The organism is Maribellus comscasis (genome assembly GCF_009762775.1).
Taxonomy (GTDB): domain Bacteria; phylum Bacteroidota; class Bacteroidia; order Bacteroidales; family Prolixibacteraceae; genus Draconibacterium; species Draconibacterium comscasis.
Map to the genome: position 1 here is coordinate 5198242 of NZ_CP046401.1, position 16389 is coordinate 5214630.

Annotated in this window: 16 protein-coding genes, 1 tRNA gene and 1 other RNA gene; 5 read left to right on the forward strand and 13 right to left on the reverse strand. The window is 38.4% G+C overall.

Translation table 11 applies throughout. The features are described from left to right. Positions 1-110: 110 nt before the first annotated feature. The 3 genes from GM418_RS20905 to GM418_RS20915 all read right to left on the reverse strand — a co-directional run bounded on the left by GM418_RS20905 (position 111) and on the right by GM418_RS20915 (position 2092). Positions 111-326: a YwbE family protein gene (locus GM418_RS20905; protein WP_158869173.1), complete on the reverse strand. Its 216-nt coding sequence runs from the start codon at positions 324-326 to the stop codon at positions 111-113. A 139-nt stretch (positions 327-465) separates the two neighbouring features. After that, entirely contained in the window at positions 466-834 is a 369-nt protein-coding gene (locus tag GM418_RS20910; protein ID WP_158869174.1) for a DUF3795 domain-containing protein, read from the reverse strand. A 46-nt stretch (positions 835-880) separates the two neighbouring features. After that, positions 881-2092, reverse strand: coding sequence for an S-adenosylmethionine:tRNA ribosyltransferase-isomerase (locus tag GM418_RS20915; RefSeq protein WP_158869175.1), 1212 nt, complete (start codon positions 2090-2092; stop codon positions 881-883). A 116-nt stretch (positions 2093-2208) separates the two neighbouring features. Between GM418_RS20915 and GM418_RS20920 the strand changes: the two genes are divergently transcribed. The 3 genes from GM418_RS20920 to rnpB all read left to right on the forward strand — a co-directional run bounded on the left by GM418_RS20920 (position 2209) and on the right by rnpB (position 4152). Further along, positions 2209-3255 (forward strand): DUF2027 domain-containing protein, encoded by a 1047-nt coding sequence (locus GM418_RS20920; RefSeq protein ID WP_158869176.1) that lies wholly within the window; start codon positions 2209-2211, stop codon positions 3253-3255. A 200-nt stretch (positions 3256-3455) separates the two neighbouring features. Next, positions 3456-3695 carry a four helix bundle protein gene (locus GM418_RS20925; RefSeq protein WP_217447546.1) on the forward strand — a complete coding sequence of 80 codons (240 nt, stop codon included), beginning with the start codon at positions 3456-3458 and terminating at the stop codon, positions 3693-3695. Between the two features lie 41 nt (positions 3696-3736). Further along, an RNA gene (rnpB, locus tag GM418_RS20930) (RNase P RNA component class A) lies at positions 3737-4152 on the forward strand. 55 nt (positions 4153-4207) lie between these two features. Here the strand turns inward: rnpB and GM418_RS20935 are convergent. The 10 genes from GM418_RS20935 to GM418_RS20980 all read right to left on the reverse strand — a co-directional run bounded on the left by GM418_RS20935 (position 4208) and on the right by GM418_RS20980 (position 14191). Then, the gene (locus GM418_RS20935; protein ID WP_158869177.1) at positions 4208-4774 is read right to left on the reverse strand and encodes a protein tyrosine phosphatase family protein; all 567 of its coding nucleotides are present in this window, start codon (positions 4772-4774) and stop codon (positions 4208-4210) included. A 115-nt stretch (positions 4775-4889) separates the two neighbouring features. Continuing rightward, entirely contained in the window at positions 4890-5264 is a 375-nt protein-coding gene (locus GM418_RS20940) for a DUF3795 domain-containing protein (RefSeq protein WP_158869178.1), read from the reverse strand. After that, complete coding sequence (locus GM418_RS20945; protein ID WP_158869179.1) at positions 5261-5986, reverse strand: DNA alkylation repair protein; 726 nt, start codon at positions 5984-5986, stop codon at positions 5261-5263. Before GM418_RS20945 ends, GM418_RS20940 begins: the two co-directional genes overlap by 4 nt. 67 nt (positions 5987-6053) lie before the next feature. Next, positions 6054-6833, reverse strand: coding sequence for an AraC family transcriptional regulator (locus GM418_RS20950; protein ID WP_158869180.1), 780 nt, complete (start codon positions 6831-6833; stop codon positions 6054-6056). 10 nt (positions 6834-6843) lie between these two features. Further along, on the reverse strand, positions 6844-7482 hold the full coding sequence (locus GM418_RS20955) for a hypothetical protein (protein ID WP_158869181.1): 639 nt from the start codon (positions 7480-7482) through the stop codon (positions 6844-6846). A 100-nt stretch (positions 7483-7582) separates the two neighbouring features. Next, complete coding sequence (locus GM418_RS20960) at positions 7583-8152, reverse strand: DUF4256 domain-containing protein (RefSeq protein WP_158869182.1); 570 nt, start codon at positions 8150-8152, stop codon at positions 7583-7585. Between the two features lie 171 nt (positions 8153-8323). Continuing rightward, positions 8324-9331, reverse strand: coding sequence for an NAD-dependent epimerase (locus GM418_RS20965; protein ID WP_158869183.1), 1008 nt, complete (start codon positions 9329-9331; stop codon positions 8324-8326). A 9-nt stretch (positions 9332-9340) separates the two neighbouring features. Further along, positions 9341-11335, reverse strand: a complete 1995-nt coding sequence (gene cysN, locus GM418_RS20970) for a sulfate adenylyltransferase subunit CysN (protein ID WP_158869184.1) — start codon at positions 11333-11335, stop codon at positions 9341-9343. A gap of 21 nt (positions 11336-11356) precedes the next feature. Then, positions 11357-12265, reverse strand: coding sequence for a sulfate adenylyltransferase subunit CysD (cysD, locus tag GM418_RS20975; RefSeq protein WP_158869185.1), 909 nt, complete (start codon positions 12263-12265; stop codon positions 11357-11359). 117 nt (positions 12266-12382) lie between these two features. Next, positions 12383-14191, reverse strand: coding sequence for an SLC13 family permease (locus GM418_RS20980; RefSeq protein WP_158869186.1), 1809 nt, complete (start codon positions 14189-14191; stop codon positions 12383-12385). Positions 14192-14570: 379 nt separating this feature from the next. Here GM418_RS20980 and GM418_RS20985 point away from each other — a divergent pair. After that, a tRNA-Lys gene (locus GM418_RS20985) sits at positions 14571-14646 on the forward strand. 288 nt (positions 14647-14934) lie between these two features. Further along, positions 14935-16134 (forward strand): site-specific integrase, encoded by a 1200-nt coding sequence (locus GM418_RS20990; protein WP_158869187.1) that lies wholly within the window; start codon positions 14935-14937, stop codon positions 16132-16134. The last annotated feature ends 255 nt before the right edge of the window (positions 16135-16389 follow it).

A 16389-nucleotide genomic window follows, 5' to 3' on the forward strand; every position in this document is an offset into this window, starting at 1 on the left:
GAAAAAGGCTGCAAACGTAAGAATTAAATCAGATTAAACGGAATATTATTCAGAAAAGAGGGGGTGATAACTGATTTGTTAACAGTGAAATATTTATTTGAAATTTTGGTTTAATCTTCTTCAATAATTCTTTTTACACGCCCAACTTCTCCTGTTTCAAGCATAACTTTAATTCCGTGCGGGTGATTCGCCGAATTGGTAAGAATTCGTTTGACAATTCCATCGGTTAATTCGCCGGTTCGCTGATGGTGTTTTTGTACGATTTCAACTTCATCGCCAATGTGAATATTTTTTCTTTGTTTCCCGTCGGGGGATTTATTAACCATTTTTGTTTTGAATTTTGAAATTGTTTTTACCAGTTCTGACAATGTAATGCCATTGGTTGGCCTGTTCTAATGTCGCTGCAAATGTATAAAAGAATTTTATGTTTGCAACTGTGTCTGATATTTCTGATTGTCAGTTTTTTTAATTGAATTTGTTTGAGTTATGGATTTTTACTAGGCGTATTTTTGCGTCAGGATCCAATGCAAACATCTCTTCCAGTTTTAAGCAGGAAAAATCGGGACAACAGGCACAGCTTTTCAGGTTTTTGGCCTGTGCACATTTTTTTATGTTACAATTGGAGCATCCTGCGAAAATCCGGCCTGTATCAGAGTTACATCCGTCGCAATCGGTAATTTCTTCGGGTTGAAGTTGCATGTTGTAAAGTTCCATACATTCTTTGGCTATTGTTTTTCGCATTTCAAACTGTTTGGATTTGTCTGTTTCCAAAGTAGCCAGAAAAATGGGGCAGGTGCTGCATTCAAGTCCGCAATAAGCAAGCATGACTTTCATTTTTTGTACAAATTACAACAAAGAAGTGAAAGATGTCTGTTTTTGTTTATCTCAAATAGAGATTACTGTCGCCATAACTTAAAAAGCGGAAATCATTTTCAAGCGCATAGTCGTAAATTTCTTTCCATTTTTCTCCCAGAAAAGCACTGATTAAAAGCAGCAGTGTACTTTGTGGCTGGTGAAAGTTGGTAAACATTCCACTAATAATTTTAAAATCGTAGCCTGGCAGAATAATGATTTGTGTTGAAAACTGAATGGCTTCCAGCCTGGAACTTTTAAGATATTTGAGGATATTTTGCAAGGCTTTTTCCGTAGTTATCGCGGCTTCTTTTTTATACGGTTCCCATTGAAGTACTTCGGGGAACCCGGGGTTAAATGTATCGTCTTCCAATTGTAAGCCCAGCCAGTATAAACTTTCCATCGAACGCACCGAGGTTGTGCCCACCGCAATTATATTTTCCGGGTTCTGAATAAAACCTTCAATGTTCGATTTTGTAATAATAACCTGCTCGTGATGCATGGTATGCCCTTCAATTGTTGCTGATTTTACAGGCTGAAAAGTTCCCGCACCAACATGAAGCGTGATTTCTTTGGTCGCTATATTTTTTTGAGAAAGCTGTAAAAGTACTTTTTCTGTAAAATGCAACCCTGCTGTTGGAGCTGCTACCGAACCATCAATTTTTGCATAAACGGTCTGGTAGTTTTTTTCGTCCGATTCTTCTGTTTTGCGATTTAAATACGGAGGAATGGGAAGTTGCCCGATTCGTTCAATTATTTCAGAGAAGTGAAAATTGCCGTCCCAGTTAAATTCAATCAGAAATGAATTTCCTTCCTGTGCTTTTTTTTCTGCACTCAGCGTAACTGTTTTTCCTTCAATTTTAAATTGATTTCTGAGAATCCCGGTTTTCCATTTTTTTGAATTTCCAACCATACATTTCCAGGTTGCTTTTTCAGTTTGTTGGAAAGAAATTTGATAGTCAGCAGGTTCAACCGGTTCCAAGCAAAAAATTTCGATTTTTGCCCCGGTCTCTTTTCTGAAAAATAAACGTGCGTGAATTACGCGTGTGTTGTTAAAAACCAACTGTGCATTTTCCGGCAAGTAACGACCGCAATTCTCAAAAATATCTTCTTTTATTTCTCCGTTTTTCCAGATGAGAAGTTTCGATTTGTCGCGTTTGCTCAGCGGATATTTTGCAATTCGTTCTTCGGGGAGATTGTAGGTAAAATCGGTAATTTTTATGTCTTTGTACGAACTCAATTTTTCTCTTTTTTCAACCGCAAAAGTAGTATTTTTTCTGTGGGCGCCTTGCGTTTGTTTTGCGAAAGGCTGTGGCTTGATTTATAAATTGTACTTTTGCAGAAAATTCTACGAAAATGGTAAAAATTGGAGACAGAGTACGTTTTTTGAATGATGTTGGCGGGGGAGTTGTAACAAGTTTTGTAAATAAAACTACGGTGAATGTTGAAGGCGAAGACGGGTTTGAAATTCCTTATCCGGTTTCTCAACTGGTGAATTTAAGTGAAGTTGAGCGGGTGGAAAAAGGAATTGAGCCGGAACCAGCACCTGAACGAATTACGGAGAACGTAAAAAATATACCGGAGCCGCAGCAAGCCGAAGGAATGAAACTAGCCGGAAAAACATCGCCCGATTTTTATTTCTGTTTTGTTCCCGATGATTCAAAAAATCCGCTCACCGGAGAAACTCGCCTGGTTTTGGTTAACGACAGCAATTTTACTTTACTCTATTATTACTCGCATTATCGGGATGAAAAATACGAACTTGTTAAATTTGGTTCGGTTCAGCCCAATTCAAAAGTTAATTTGGAGAGTATCGAGCAGAATGATTTAACTGATTTACCTGACTTTGTTTTTCAATTGCTTTATTTTCAGGATAACGAAAAGGAACTGCATCAATCGGTTGCAAAAAAATTTAAAGTCAGCCCGGTGAAGTTCTATAAGGAAAAGAGTTTTCAGCCCAATGTGTTTTTCCGGAAAAATGCGATGGTTTTGCAAATTACGCCCAATGTTTTGGCGGTTGAATTGGATAAATTAACCGACGATGATTTGCAGAAGGTTGTAAAATCAAAAGAAAAGGCGGAAGCTCCGCAAACTCCTTTCATGAAAAAGTCGGCGGAGGTGGTTGAAGTAGATTTGCATATTCAGGAATTGCTTGACGATGCTAGTGGATTGAGTAACCGCGAAATGTTGGAAATTCAGTTGGAAAAAGTAGAGTCGGAAATGAATGAAGCTATCCGTTCGCATGTAAAACGGATTGTTTTTATTCACGGACTGGGTCAGGGCGTTTTAAAACAGGAAGTTACCAGACTCCTTAAATCCAAATTCCCAAAATATTATTTTCAGGACGCCTCATTCAAAGAATACGGCTACGGCGCCACAATGGTGATTTTGAGGAAAGGGTGAAAGGTATAAGGATGAAAGATAAAGGATTAATTTGGGAAGTTGTAAATTAGGCCGAATTAATCACTTAAGCATTTTATTATGGAAAAAGAAAGAGACCTCAAAAAACGTACAAAAAGATTTTGTATCGATTGTATTCATCTTTTAGAGGAACTCCCAAATGCATTTTTGGGAAATCATATCAAAGGTTAATTGATTGAGGTTTGACTTCTGTTGCGGCAAATTATAGAGCGGCGAATCTTGCTCAGTCGACTGCCTCATTTGTTTCTAAAACAAGTATTGTTATTGAATATGCAGATGAATCAGAATTTTGGCTGGAATTAATTGCTGATCTCAATCTGATTAAATCGGAAGAAAGAAATAAGCTGGAACAAGAGGCTTCAGAATTGACTGCTATTTTTGTTTCATCCGGAAAAAAGTTACAAAATCGCAAATTCACTTAATCGTTGATCTTTAATCCTTAATCATTTTCCTTACTTTTGCAGCGGCAGGCCGCTTTATCGCTGCCGGCAATTATAGTCGGCAGAGGAAAGTCCGGGCAACACAGGGCACCGTGTTTCCTAGCGGGAAGATCTTTGAAAAAGGATAGCAACGTAACAGAAAATAACCACCTTGTTTTGACGTGTCATTACGGGGAACGGGTGAAAAGGTGCGGTAAAAGCGCACCGGTGATGATGGCAACATCGTCAGCCGTACGTCTCACGGGTTGCAAGGCCATGTATATTCTGGTAGTTTGCCGCTGTTGCGGTACTGCGAAGCTGCCCGCTTTGCTTCTCTTCGCACAAGGAAATCAGGAGGGGTAGGCTGCACGACTCCGACAGTGATGCCGGAGCCAGATAAATGATAAAGCTTCCCGGGTAACCGGGATGACAGAACCCGGCTTACAGTTCTGCCATTTTATATTTAAGGGGTAACTTTTTGATGAGGGTTACTCCTTAAATTCTTTTGAAATGATCTAATCTGTTTTCCAAATAATTTTTTTGTCCAGCAAATTTTCAAGAGGAAAAGAGAATCTGAGTTGTTTGCCGAAATCAATTGCTTCATTCATCTCGTAATTTTGGTATTGAACCAGGTATGCAATCATAAAATTACTTACCCTTCCGCAACTCGCACAATGAATGAATACTTTGTTGTAGCGGCTGTTTAGTGCGTCTCCAAATTTTATTAAATTTTCTTTTGTATATGAATCATTTCCTGAAACAGGGATGGAAATATACTTCATTCCCAGAATGGCTGCCCTCTCTTTTTCGTTAAATGCTGATTTTGCGAATTCATCATTTTCTTTTTCTGAACGAAGATTAATTATTAAGTCTACTTCCTGCGTTTTTAGCCATTCGAATGTTTCCAGGTTGGGTTGTCCGCTAAAAAATAAATTTCCACTTTGATACAGATTTGGCGCAATTTCTCCCAGTTTTTGAATTTTGGGAAAGTCTTTCTTTTCAAAGGATTTCGAAAAAGATGTTTCAGTTATAAAAACAAGATTTATTAGCAGAAGCATTAATAAAAAAGATAAGGATTTCATAATGAGTGATTTTTACTTTTTGTACAAAGTTAAAACCCATTATACAGGCTTTGTGTTAACAGTTTGGAAAAAGTTGTTAAGGAACTGTTATTGAGAGAAAACCAAGAATACGTTTTTATTGTTTCTTTGTTTTTATTGTCACCCAGTTTTTGTCCATCATAAACCGGATAAATTCACTTTCTCCTTTTTCTTTTATCATCTCAATGCCTTTTCTTCTGCTGGTTTGTGTGATAAATTGCCCGAACCGGACAAGAAGAGGATTGTAGATTTTACAATTTTTTATGGTTTTATATTTGTCACAGCTGGCACAGGAATCAAAACCGCTTTTAATACAACATGGTCTCACTTTGCAGGTTTTATAGCCAACAGCACAGTCGGAAGCATCTCCTTTGCAGCCTGAACATTCTTTTTTGATATACTTTGGACAGGCTCCGCAATAAAACCCGCAATATGAGATTAAGGCGATATCTGGTTGATTGTTCGTTTTCATTTTTTTGTTCTTTTGAACCTTTCCCTATCTGTTTTACTCATTTTTTCGGTGGCATAGTGAATAATTTTTCTTCCGCATTTTTCTTTCCATTTTAAAAGAAAGTTTTCTGCTTTTTCAGGATCATTTTTCCAAACTTCCCGTAAAAAAGTCCCAATTCCTTTCTGAACATCCTCTTCCGGGTCTTCCATCAAATTCTCAATTACCTTTAAATATGAATCAGCCTGATGTCCCTTTTTTATGGCTTCAACAAAGGTTACCGGAATTGCTCTTCTTTTCCATTTAGACGGTGATGAGGTCCATCCTGAGAAATCTTTTGGCTGAACAATTTTTTCAAAAATAAAAATTGACAAAACAGACATACACAAAGCATCGGTATTTGCCCAGTTTTGAATTCCATTTTCCAGCCATTTTCCAATTCGCTCAAAGGTTTCCGGAGTAAATTCATTTTTTCCTGAGAGAATAAAATATGTCGCGCAGTGGGCTTCTTCATATTTTCCTGTCGCAACCAATCTGTCTCCAAAATCGAGAAAATCTTTTGTTGTCATATCTTCCTCCCATTCTTTTAGCCATCTGTTGTGTTGTGCTTCCTCCTTTTTCCTGTCGCAGCCATAAGCATCCAGTCCTTCTCTGAAATACCGGGAAAGTTTTTTTACCACATTTTTATCTGCATTTTTGATGTAGAAGTCGATTACCTGTTTGTGCTTTTGTTCAATTTTATTCATCGTTTTAGCTTCTTTTAAGTAAAAGTAGGCGATAAAAAATAAAGACAATTGTAAAAAATCGTCTTTATTATTTTTTGTTAAAAAAGTCTCCGGGAGTTTGGCCTGTTAACTTTTTAAAATCATGAATAAAATGTGATTGGTCGTAATATCCGTTGTCGATAGCCAATTGATTCAGATCCGGATTTTTGTACTTGTTTTTTGTTTTTATAACATGATGTAACCTGACAATACCAGAGAATTTTTTTGGAGTCATTCCGACATGAGCAGAGAAAATCCGTTCAAATTGTTTGATTCCCAGGCATATTTCTCCTGCCAGTTGTCGGGTTTTAATTTGTCCTTTATACTGTTCAATTAGTTTTACAGCATACTCAATACGTTCAAAATCTTTGCTAAAAATAAGTTTTTGAATAAAAAAGCTTTCGAGAATTTCTATTCTTTGTTTATTGTTTTCGGAACTTAGTAGTTTGTCCTCCAGTTCGTTGGCCCCTTTTTTTGTAAGGTCTTTGAATGCAAGATTCTCGTTTGATAACTCTTTGGCGGGAAAATGAAAAAAAGCCTGAAGTCCATAGGGCGTAAAAATAATCAGAATCATACCTGTATTGCCAGCCAGAGACAAATCGTAATAGCTGTTTTGCTGGCCACAAATTACAAGGTTGGGTTCAATATATGCACCGGAGTTTTTCTTTATAAACAAAGATGGAGAGCCGTAATGAAAAACCATGCAGGCATTTCCGGTTGGAAATACACGTTCACATGGTAGAAAAGGAGTTGAACTATTGATCTCAACAATATAATATCCTTTTATAAAGTCTTTTAATATGTCACTGGGTTGAATAAATTCGGCCATTTATTTTTCTTTATTTTAAGATCTCCAGCGGTTTAACATCATTTGCTGTAAGTTTTTTGCAGTACTTTTTTTTGTCCTCGTTAGAATAATAAATCAGGGAGTCTATCCAGTAGCCTTCGAAACAATCTCCCTGAAATGTGATTAGCAGCAACCCTGAATCTTTGTTTATTTCAAAATTTGTTATTTGCGGCGCTCCGCTTTCCTTTGAGCATTGGTAATATTTATATTCTCGCCCAAATATCGATATTTTAAAAGGAAGACCGGTTGTTTCGCGTTGGGAAGCTTTACTGATGTATTTAATTTCGGGTTCCCACTTTAGCGAAATAAAACCGGGAAGTGCTGTAGTATCAGGATGTGAAAGGTATGCAAACCCTTTTTTTCTGATAACTTCTTCTCTGTTTTTTTCAAAATCATACCGGGAACTCCAGTTCAGGTCTTTTTCAATTGAATTGCTATCAATTTTGTAGATAAATAGTTCAGTTTTGCAGTCACATTCAGCCCAGTCGGTCCGTGTAAAAAATATTGAATTGGTGTTAGTATCAAATCCTATAATATCGATCTTGACTGGCCCCAGTACTGTTGAAAATCCTTTCAGGCAAATAAAAAGGAACAGAAATAAAAATGCGATCTTTTTTAAATTTGGTTTCAAGGTTTTGCTTTTGGGGTTGTAAATTAATCAAAAATACTATACAATTGAAATAAACTACAACGGCAGAAATTCGGAGGGCTTCTTATATTTATTCTATGTTTTATACTTTTAAACAGCCGCGGAATCCTCTGGCTGCATAATATGAGTCTGCTCCGTTATGGTAGGTGAAAACGGTATTGTAGCGGCGATCGCAGAAGATGGCGCCGCCAAGTCTTCTGATTTTATCGGGCGTTTTCACCCAACTCGACGTTTTTAAATCGAAGTTTCCGAGCTTTTGCAGTTTCCGATATTGGTCCTCTGTCAAAATTTTGATGCCTAGAGTGGCCGCCAAATCTATCGCACTGTTTCGCGGTTTATGTTTTTTTCTCGACTCCAAAGCGTCTCGATCATAACAGATGCTCCTGCGGTCTTTGGGACTTTCAGCCGAGCAATCGAAAAAAATATATTCGTCCGCCTGTTCATCATATTCCACAACATCCGGCTCACCTCCCGTTTCTTCCATTTCATTTAGCGCCCACAATTTTTCTTCTGAAGATTTGTCCAGTTTTATTTTTACTTTTTCCCAAATTAGATCGCTGTGCCGGTTCATGTTTTTTTCAAAACGGTTTTTTAATATTCTGAACAGTTCCTTTTTCTCTTCCGGTGAAAGTTTGTTTTGGCTGGCATTCATGATGTTTCCTTTTTGTTTTACAATTAAACAGATTGACAAGGAAATGGTTAATTAAAATCACATATGATCTTAGCTCTTTTCCTTTTGAGAGTCGTAGACCAGGTATTGGTATTTCAAATTTCGGTATCTAATTTTGAATATGCTTATTTTACGGGGAGCCGGACGATTCTTTTATTTATAAAACGAATTGTACCACTTTACAAACTCACCAATTCCTTTTTCCAGCGAAGTATTTGGCGCGTAAGCAAAATCTTTTTCCAATTCGCTAACATCGGCGAAAGTTTTGTATACATCGCCCGGTTGCATGTCGTAATATTCTTTTTTTGCTTCCTGCCCCAAAGCTTTTTCAATGGTTTCAATAAAATCCATCAGTTTTACAGGCGATGAGTTTCCTATGTTGTATACTTTATAAGGTGGCTGCTTTTCAGGTGCTTTTTGAATAATTTTCAGAATACCCTCCGTAATATCATCAATGTACGTGAAATCGCGGTATAAATCGCCGTGGTTAAATATTTTAATGGAATTATCAGCCAGTATATTTTTTGTAAAAGAGAAATATGCCATGTCCGGTCTTCCCCAGGGGCCGTATACGGTGAAAAATCGTAGGCCTGTGGTGGGGATACCATACAGATGGCTGTAAGTATGTGCCATCAGTTCATTGCTTTTTTTTGTAGCAGCATACAAACTAACCGGATTATCAACATAGTCGGAAGTGGCAAGCGGCATTTTTTTACTGTTTCCGTAAACACTCGAGGAACTGGCATACACCAAATGTTTAATGTTGTTGTGCCGGCAGGCTTCCAGAATGTTGGCAAAACCAACAATGTTGCTCTGGATATATGCATGTGGATTTTCGATACTGTAACGTACACCGGCTTGCGCCGCAAGGTTACAAACCAGGTCAAACTTCTCGGTTTCAAAAAGCTGGTTGATTTCCTTCTGGTCTTCCAGGTTCATCCTGAAAAAAGAATAAGCCGGATTTTTTGTGCTTTTTACTTTTCGATTCCAGCTTGCAGCTTCCTCTGGAATTCCAGCTTCTTTTAAACGTGCAAATTTTAGCTCAGTAGAATAATAGTCGTTGATATTATCAATACCCACAACTTCAAATCCTTCTTTCAATAATTTATTGGTAAGGTGAAAGCCAATAAAACCAGCTGTCCCCGTAACGAGAATTTTCATATGCAGATTTTAATGTACCGGGAAAATTTTATTTGCAGAAATATAATCCAGAATTCTGTCAATATTGATTTCATTTTCTTCCGGCTTTAATACCAGCGTGGCATCTCCGGGTTTTTCGTATTCCAAATCAATACCCGGTAGATTTTCAATTTCGCCTTTTTCTGCTTTTTCGTACAGTTCCGGTTTATTATTTCTACAAAATTCCATTGTTGCATTCATGTACAACAGGTGGAAACGTTCCTCTCCGATAATTTGAGCAATCTGTTTCCGCAGTGAATTGTTCCTTGAAATAAATGAACAGATGGTAATGATTCCCTGGTCGTTTAACATTTTGCTGATGTGTGCCACACGGCGCAGGTGTTCGGCACGGTCGGCCGGCGAGAAATCAAGTTCTTTGTTCAGTCCCATCCTTAATGAGCTTCCATCAAGAAGAACCACTGTTGCACCATTTTCAAACAATTTCTTTTCGAGGCTGAATGCCAGTTCGTTTTTACCTGAACCATGCAGCCCGGTAATCCAGATGGTATCTCCTTTCTGGTTGAGTTTTTTCTGCCGCTCTGCTATGGTAACAAGTGATTTTCCTTTGGCAATCGTTTCTTTATCCGTATCGGTAATTCTTGATGGCAGGTTTTTGCTTCCCAGTTTGTCAATAATCATTCCAACCGCACAGGTATTATGCGTTACCGGGTCAATCAAAATAAATGAACCGGTCTGGCGGTTTTGGGTATATGGATCAAAAAACAAAGGCTTTGTGGTAGTAATTACTACGCGCCCGATTTCATTTAATTTGAAATTTTCAATATTCGATTTTTCCAGTGTGTTTACATCCACTTTGTATCTTATCTGGTCGATTTTTGCCTTGGTATTGTTGTTGGCGTGTTTGATGTAAAACGGTGTGGAAAGGTCCATCTCATTTTCATCCATCCAAACCAGCATGGCTTCAAAATGACGTTCTACACGCGGGCGGTTGTCGGGATGGACGATCATATCACCACGCGAGATGTCGATTTCGTCTTCCAGTGTAACCGTTACCGACTGCGGTGGGAAAGCATAATCCAGTTCGCCGTCGTATGAAACAATCGATTTAACTTTCGACGTTTTTAATGAAGGAAGTACCAGTATGTCGTCTCCTTTTTTGATAATTCCGGAAGCTACCGAAGTAGAAAAACCACGGAATTTTATATCAGGCCGAAGTACAAACTGCACAGGGTAACGCAAATCGGTAAAGTTACGGTCGCTGCTGATGTGAACTGTTTCCAGAAATTCCAGTAAACTGTTTCCGTGATACCAGGGTGTGCGTTCCGATGTTTCCACCACATTATCGCCTTTCAATGCAGAAAGCGGGATATAATGAATATCCGGAATATCGAGCTGGGCCACAAAGGTTTCATAATCTTTTCGGATTTTTTCAAACACTTCCTGTCTAAAATCCACCAAATCCATTTTGTTTATGGCCACAACCACGTGTTTTATTCCCAGTAGACTGGCCAGATATGTATGGCGTTTGGTCTGGGTGATTACTCCGTGGCGGGCATCAATCAGGATAATGGCCAGGTTTGCGGTTGAACCACCGGTTATCATATTCCGTGTGTACTGCTCGTGCCCGGGTGTGTCGGCAATGATAAATTTTCGTTTTGCAGTTGAAAAATAGCGGTAGGCTACATCAATGGTGATTCCCTGTTCACGTTCAGCTTTTAGCCCGTCGAGAAGAAGCGCATAATCGATGTCTTCTCCTGCATGCCCAACCCTTTTGCTGTCGCGTTCGAGAGCCGCCAGCTGATCCTCATACAGCATTTTACTGTCGAACATTAACCGGCCTATAAGGGTTGATTTACCGTCGTCAACGCTGCCGGCTGTCAGTAAACGGAGTAGATCTTTTCTTTGGTCCTGGTCAAGGAATTCGCGTATGGAAAGCCCCCCTTTTTCCCCCTCAAATGAGGAGACAGAATCCAACTGGTTTTTTGATGTGTTATTATGATTGTTTTTTGGTGTATCTTTTCCCATTTTGATTGGTTTGTTTTTTTCTTAGAAATACCCTTCTCGTTTTTTCTGTTCCATACTCGCTTCCTGGTCGAAGTCAATAACACGGGTTGTCCGTTCAGAAACAGTAACGGTCATCATTTCTTCCACGATTTTTTCAATGGTGTCGGCTTCTGATTCAACTGCACCTGTTAAGGGGTAACATCCCAGGGTACGAAAACGTACTTTTCGCATTTGTGCCTTATCGCGTAATTCTTTTGGCATGCGCTCATCGTCAACCATAATCAGGCTGCCGTCAATATCAACAATCGGGCGCTCTTTTGCAAAATAAAGAGGTACAATCGGGATATTTTCCAAACGTATGTACTGCCAGATATCGAGTTCTGTCCAGTTGGAAATAGGAAATACACGTATGGATTCACCCTTGTGAACCTTGGCATTGTATATATTCCACAGTTCCGGGCGCTGGTTTTTGGGGTCCCACTGGTGAAATTTATCACGGAACGAGAAAATACGTTCCTTTGCACGTGATTTTTCTTCGTCGCGGCGGGCGCCTCCAAAGGCGGCGTCAAACTTGTATTTATTCAATCCGGCCAACAGGGCCTGTGTTTTCATTACATCGGTATGCACCTTGCTTCCGTGGGTAAAAGGGCCAATCCCTTTTTCAAAACCTTCTTTGTTGTAGTGAACAATCAAATCCCAGCCCTTTTCTTTGGCATAATTGTCACGGAATTCAACCATTTCTTTGAATTTCCACTTCGAATCGATATGCATTAACGGAAACGGGACTTTGCCCGGATAAAAGGCTTTTTCTGCTAACCGGACCATTACCGAAGAGTCTTTTCCAATCGAGTAAAGCATAACCGGGTTTTCAAATTCGGCGGCTACTTCCCGTATGATGTGAATCGCTTCGGCTTCCAGTTCGCGCAGGTTTGTTAAACTATATTCCTTCATGAATTGGGTTATATTTTTTCAAAATTGTAAGAATGTGGGCAAATATAAAACTTTTATTTCAACCCTTTCCTCTTCGGCTTTATTCATTAAAAATTTAATAACAGACAAATTAGTTTTTTATTGAAAATGCCAAAAATATGGGATCAGCAGAAGTGATAAAATAAATGCCAGTAAATTAAGTGGTAAGCCTATTTTTACATAGTCTTTGAATTTATAGTCGCCAATTGCCTGCACGATTAAATTGGTTTGATACCCGATTGGTGTTGAGAAACTTGCTGAAGCTGCGATGGCAATCGTTACAAAAAAGGGTTTGGGATCAATATTCAGCTGTTGTGCCGCTGCCATCGCAATTGGAAAAACCAGTGCAGCCGCTGCATTATTCGTAATAATTTCGGTGAATATCGCTGTTAAAATGTAGATGGCTGCAAGAACTCCAATTGGTCCAAATCCTTTAGCGAAATTTATCGTTGTTCTTGCTATTGATTCTGCTGCACCCGAATTTTGCATTGCTTTACTAATGGCAAAAGCAAACGCAATAGTTATTAATACGTCCCAGCTAATGGCCTTTGTATATTTCTGATGGGGCATGATTTTCATCCAGACAAGCAGAATAGAGGCAATGGCAGAAAAATAGAACATATCAAAAGTGATTCCCGAAGGAGAAGAGAAAAATTTCCCAACCGTACTGCCAATAATCATCAGCAGAAGTACGATAAAGGCGAGCCATTTTTTCCAGAAAGTCCCGGTTGTCCGGTAATCGCGAATATAGGATGTTAAATAGAAGACTTTTGAATCTCCCCAGTTTTGCGCAAATCTTTCCGTAGTTAATAAAACCAGATTATCTCCTGCCTTAAGTTCTAAACTGCTTAAGTTGGACGTAATTCGTTCTCCGTTTCTGTGTATCGATAAAACTACTGCCTGGTAATGTTCAAAAAAATTAAATTCTGTTATTGTTTTTCCAATTCCCGGAAAGCGGGGAGAGAGTACCGCTTCATATTGTTTTAACTCATTTTTAGGAACACCTTTTATCAGGTCCATCCCGCGCAAACGAATATTATCGTTTCCTAAAATAAGGTTTAGTCTGTCTGACTTGCCTACAACCAATAATTTATCTTCAGGCATAATGAAGTAACTTCCTTTGTTTACTTCAATTATTTTTCCGTCTCTTTCAATGGTGCGTATGATAAGACCTCGCAATTCTTTTATCCGGCCGTTTTTAATCTCAATACCAATAAAACTGCTGCTTTCCGGTACAATGACGTCGTAGAAATAGTCTTTAAATTCAGTAGAACTTCTTGAATTAAAAAGGATTTTTTTCCCGGGCAAAAGTTTGTTCCCGGCAATCGACATGTAAATTGTTCCAATAATCGCGATAAATAAGCCTACTTTACCCAGTTCGAACATGCTAAAACCTTCATAGCCATTCTCTAATATAAGGCCATGAACAACAAGGTTGGTAGAAGTGCCAATAAGTGTGCACATACCTCCCAGTATGGTAGCGTAAGATAGTGGGATAAGAAACTTTTTCGAAGACAGATTTAGTTTTTCTGTCCATTTTTTAATAATTGGAGCAAAGATAATGACAACGGGTGTATTGTTCAAAAATGCTGAAAGAACAGAAACCGGAAGCATAATCCGGGGAATCAGAAAGACCATTTTCCCTCTTTTTCGAGGGAGGTATGTTTGCGCAAGCCGGTTAAGTATTCCCGATTGACGGACACCTTCACTAACCAGGAATAAAATACCTACTGTGATCATTCCTTTATTCGAAAAGCCTTCCAATGTTTCTTTTTCGCTAATAATCCCGGTGGCCATCAAAAGCACTGCTCCCGTGAAAAAGACCAGCCCCGGGCGCATGATTTCCTTTGCGAGAATTACTATTAAGGCAAAAATTATAGCCAGTACTATATATCCTTCTAAAGTCACTTAATCTTTCTGCGGTATTTTAAAGTGTTTTTTCGATTCGTATCAGTAAAAATGTAAAAATCAAATCTACTATTAAAATTGGTTCCTTCAAACAATCGTTTTATTTTGATTAAAAAAAAATAAACCCGGATTTTATTTTCCATCACAAAAAAAAGGGAGGTGATAATAAACAATCGCAATTCTCTGATGTTAGTTGATTCTAAATCTGTTTATTGTACAATCTTTGGTTTTTAAATTTTATTTTATTTTGGGCGATGATTGTAACAAAATGCTAATGAGAAAATTTAATTTTTTTGAAAAAATACTCTGTGGGTTTGTGTAGAAAAAAATAAATATTACTTTTGCACCCGCCTTTGAGAAACAAAGGTGCTACAAGGATGACTCAGTAGCTCAGCTGGTAGAGCACATCCCTTTTAAGGATGGGGTCCTGGGTTCGAACCCCAGCTGAGTCACCAAATCGGAAACCATTCCGAACCAAAAGCGCTTAAATCGTTGATTTTAGGCGCTTTTTTATTTTCGGCAAATGCCGGGATATGCACTGAAAATCAAATTAAAAGGGTCTAAATCGAGACCTATGCAAAATGAGGCAAAAAGTTAGGTCTCGATTGTGGTTTAACTCGCTGATAATTAACATTTAAATTGAGTTATTTTGGTCTGTTTTGATGTTTTCAAATTGCCCTATAAAGGGTAATTTTGAAAAGGGAACGAGACCATTTTTTGTCAAACAAAAAATGTTAATCAAGATGAGAGTAACAGTTAATTTTCAGTTGAAAAAGTCAAAGGCCAGGGAAGATGACAAATGCCCTGTTTATTTGCGGTGTACGCTTGATGGGGAACGGTTTGAACTGTCAACCGGTATTTTTATTTTACCGGATTTATGGAGTAGTGGCAGGCAGGAACCCAGGGGGAAGACCGAGGAAGCTCTGGTAGTCAAAAACCGTTTAGGTAAAGTTGCTACACAAGTACAGGATGCTTTCAACTTATTGGAATCAACCGAAGAACATTTCACCATTTTTGATCTAAAAGAAAAACTTTTGTCCCCGAAGAAGAAGGTTGGCCTGATTTCGGTTTTTGATTCCGTGATAAAAGATATAGAAGCGCGGGTCGGGGTTGATTATTCGCAGGGAACCCTGAAACATTATAAAACGAGCAGGGAACGGATAAAAGGATTTATCAGCTTTCAGTTTAAGCGGCAGGAATTTCCTGTTTCATCAGTTGACTATGGTTTTATTAATGCAATGGATGTTTATTTAAAGCAGAAATTCCGGGTAAAGCCTAATACTGCAGTAACCTATCATAAGCATTTGAAGAAGGTATTGAATACGGCAGTTGGCCTAAATTACATTAACGCCAACCCTTACGAACGCTTTAAGGTTGTCAGGAACGAATCCCACCGGGATTACCTTACATTACAGGAACTTGACAAAATAAGACGCAAAGGAATAAGTACTCAGCGATTGGGGCTGGTACGGGATATATTTGTGTTTGCATGTTATACCGGGCTCGGGTACGCCGAACTAAAGAAACTTAGTCGGGAACATATTCACCTGGGGGATGACGGAAATGAGTGGATTGTCATTGACCGGAATAAAACCGATATCCGTTGCAGGATTCCCTTATTAGATCAGGCCAAAGATATCCTTAAAAAATACGAAAGACATCCGGTGTTTGGCATCACCGGGAAGTTACTTCCGATAAATTCCAACCAAAAGATGAACGAATATCTAAAAGAACTGGCAGCTATATGCAAGATCGATAAAAATCTGACTATGCATGTTTCAAGGCACACATTTGCAACTTCGGTCACGCTAACCAATGGCGTACCAATTGAAACGGTTTCCAGCATGCTGGGGCATACCTCGATTAAAACCACTCAGATTTATGCTAGAATTGTGGACAAGAAAATCTCTGAAGACATGAAGAAGTTGAATGCAATATTATAAATGCAATGTGTTAAATTTAATTATTCTCGATATTGTTCCTTGTAATTTATAGGCTTGTTTTTAAATTGTTTGATTAATGGGATATGCATAGAACAAGGGCACGATTATTGTTTTTAATGCGCTTAAAATCAGATGTTTATATACCTGCTTTTCTTTTGGTACCTTTTTGGTAACTCTATAATTATATGCTCATTATAGAACTTAAATTCTACTTAAAAGTATCAAAATAAATTGATGTTATGAAATAAACAAGAG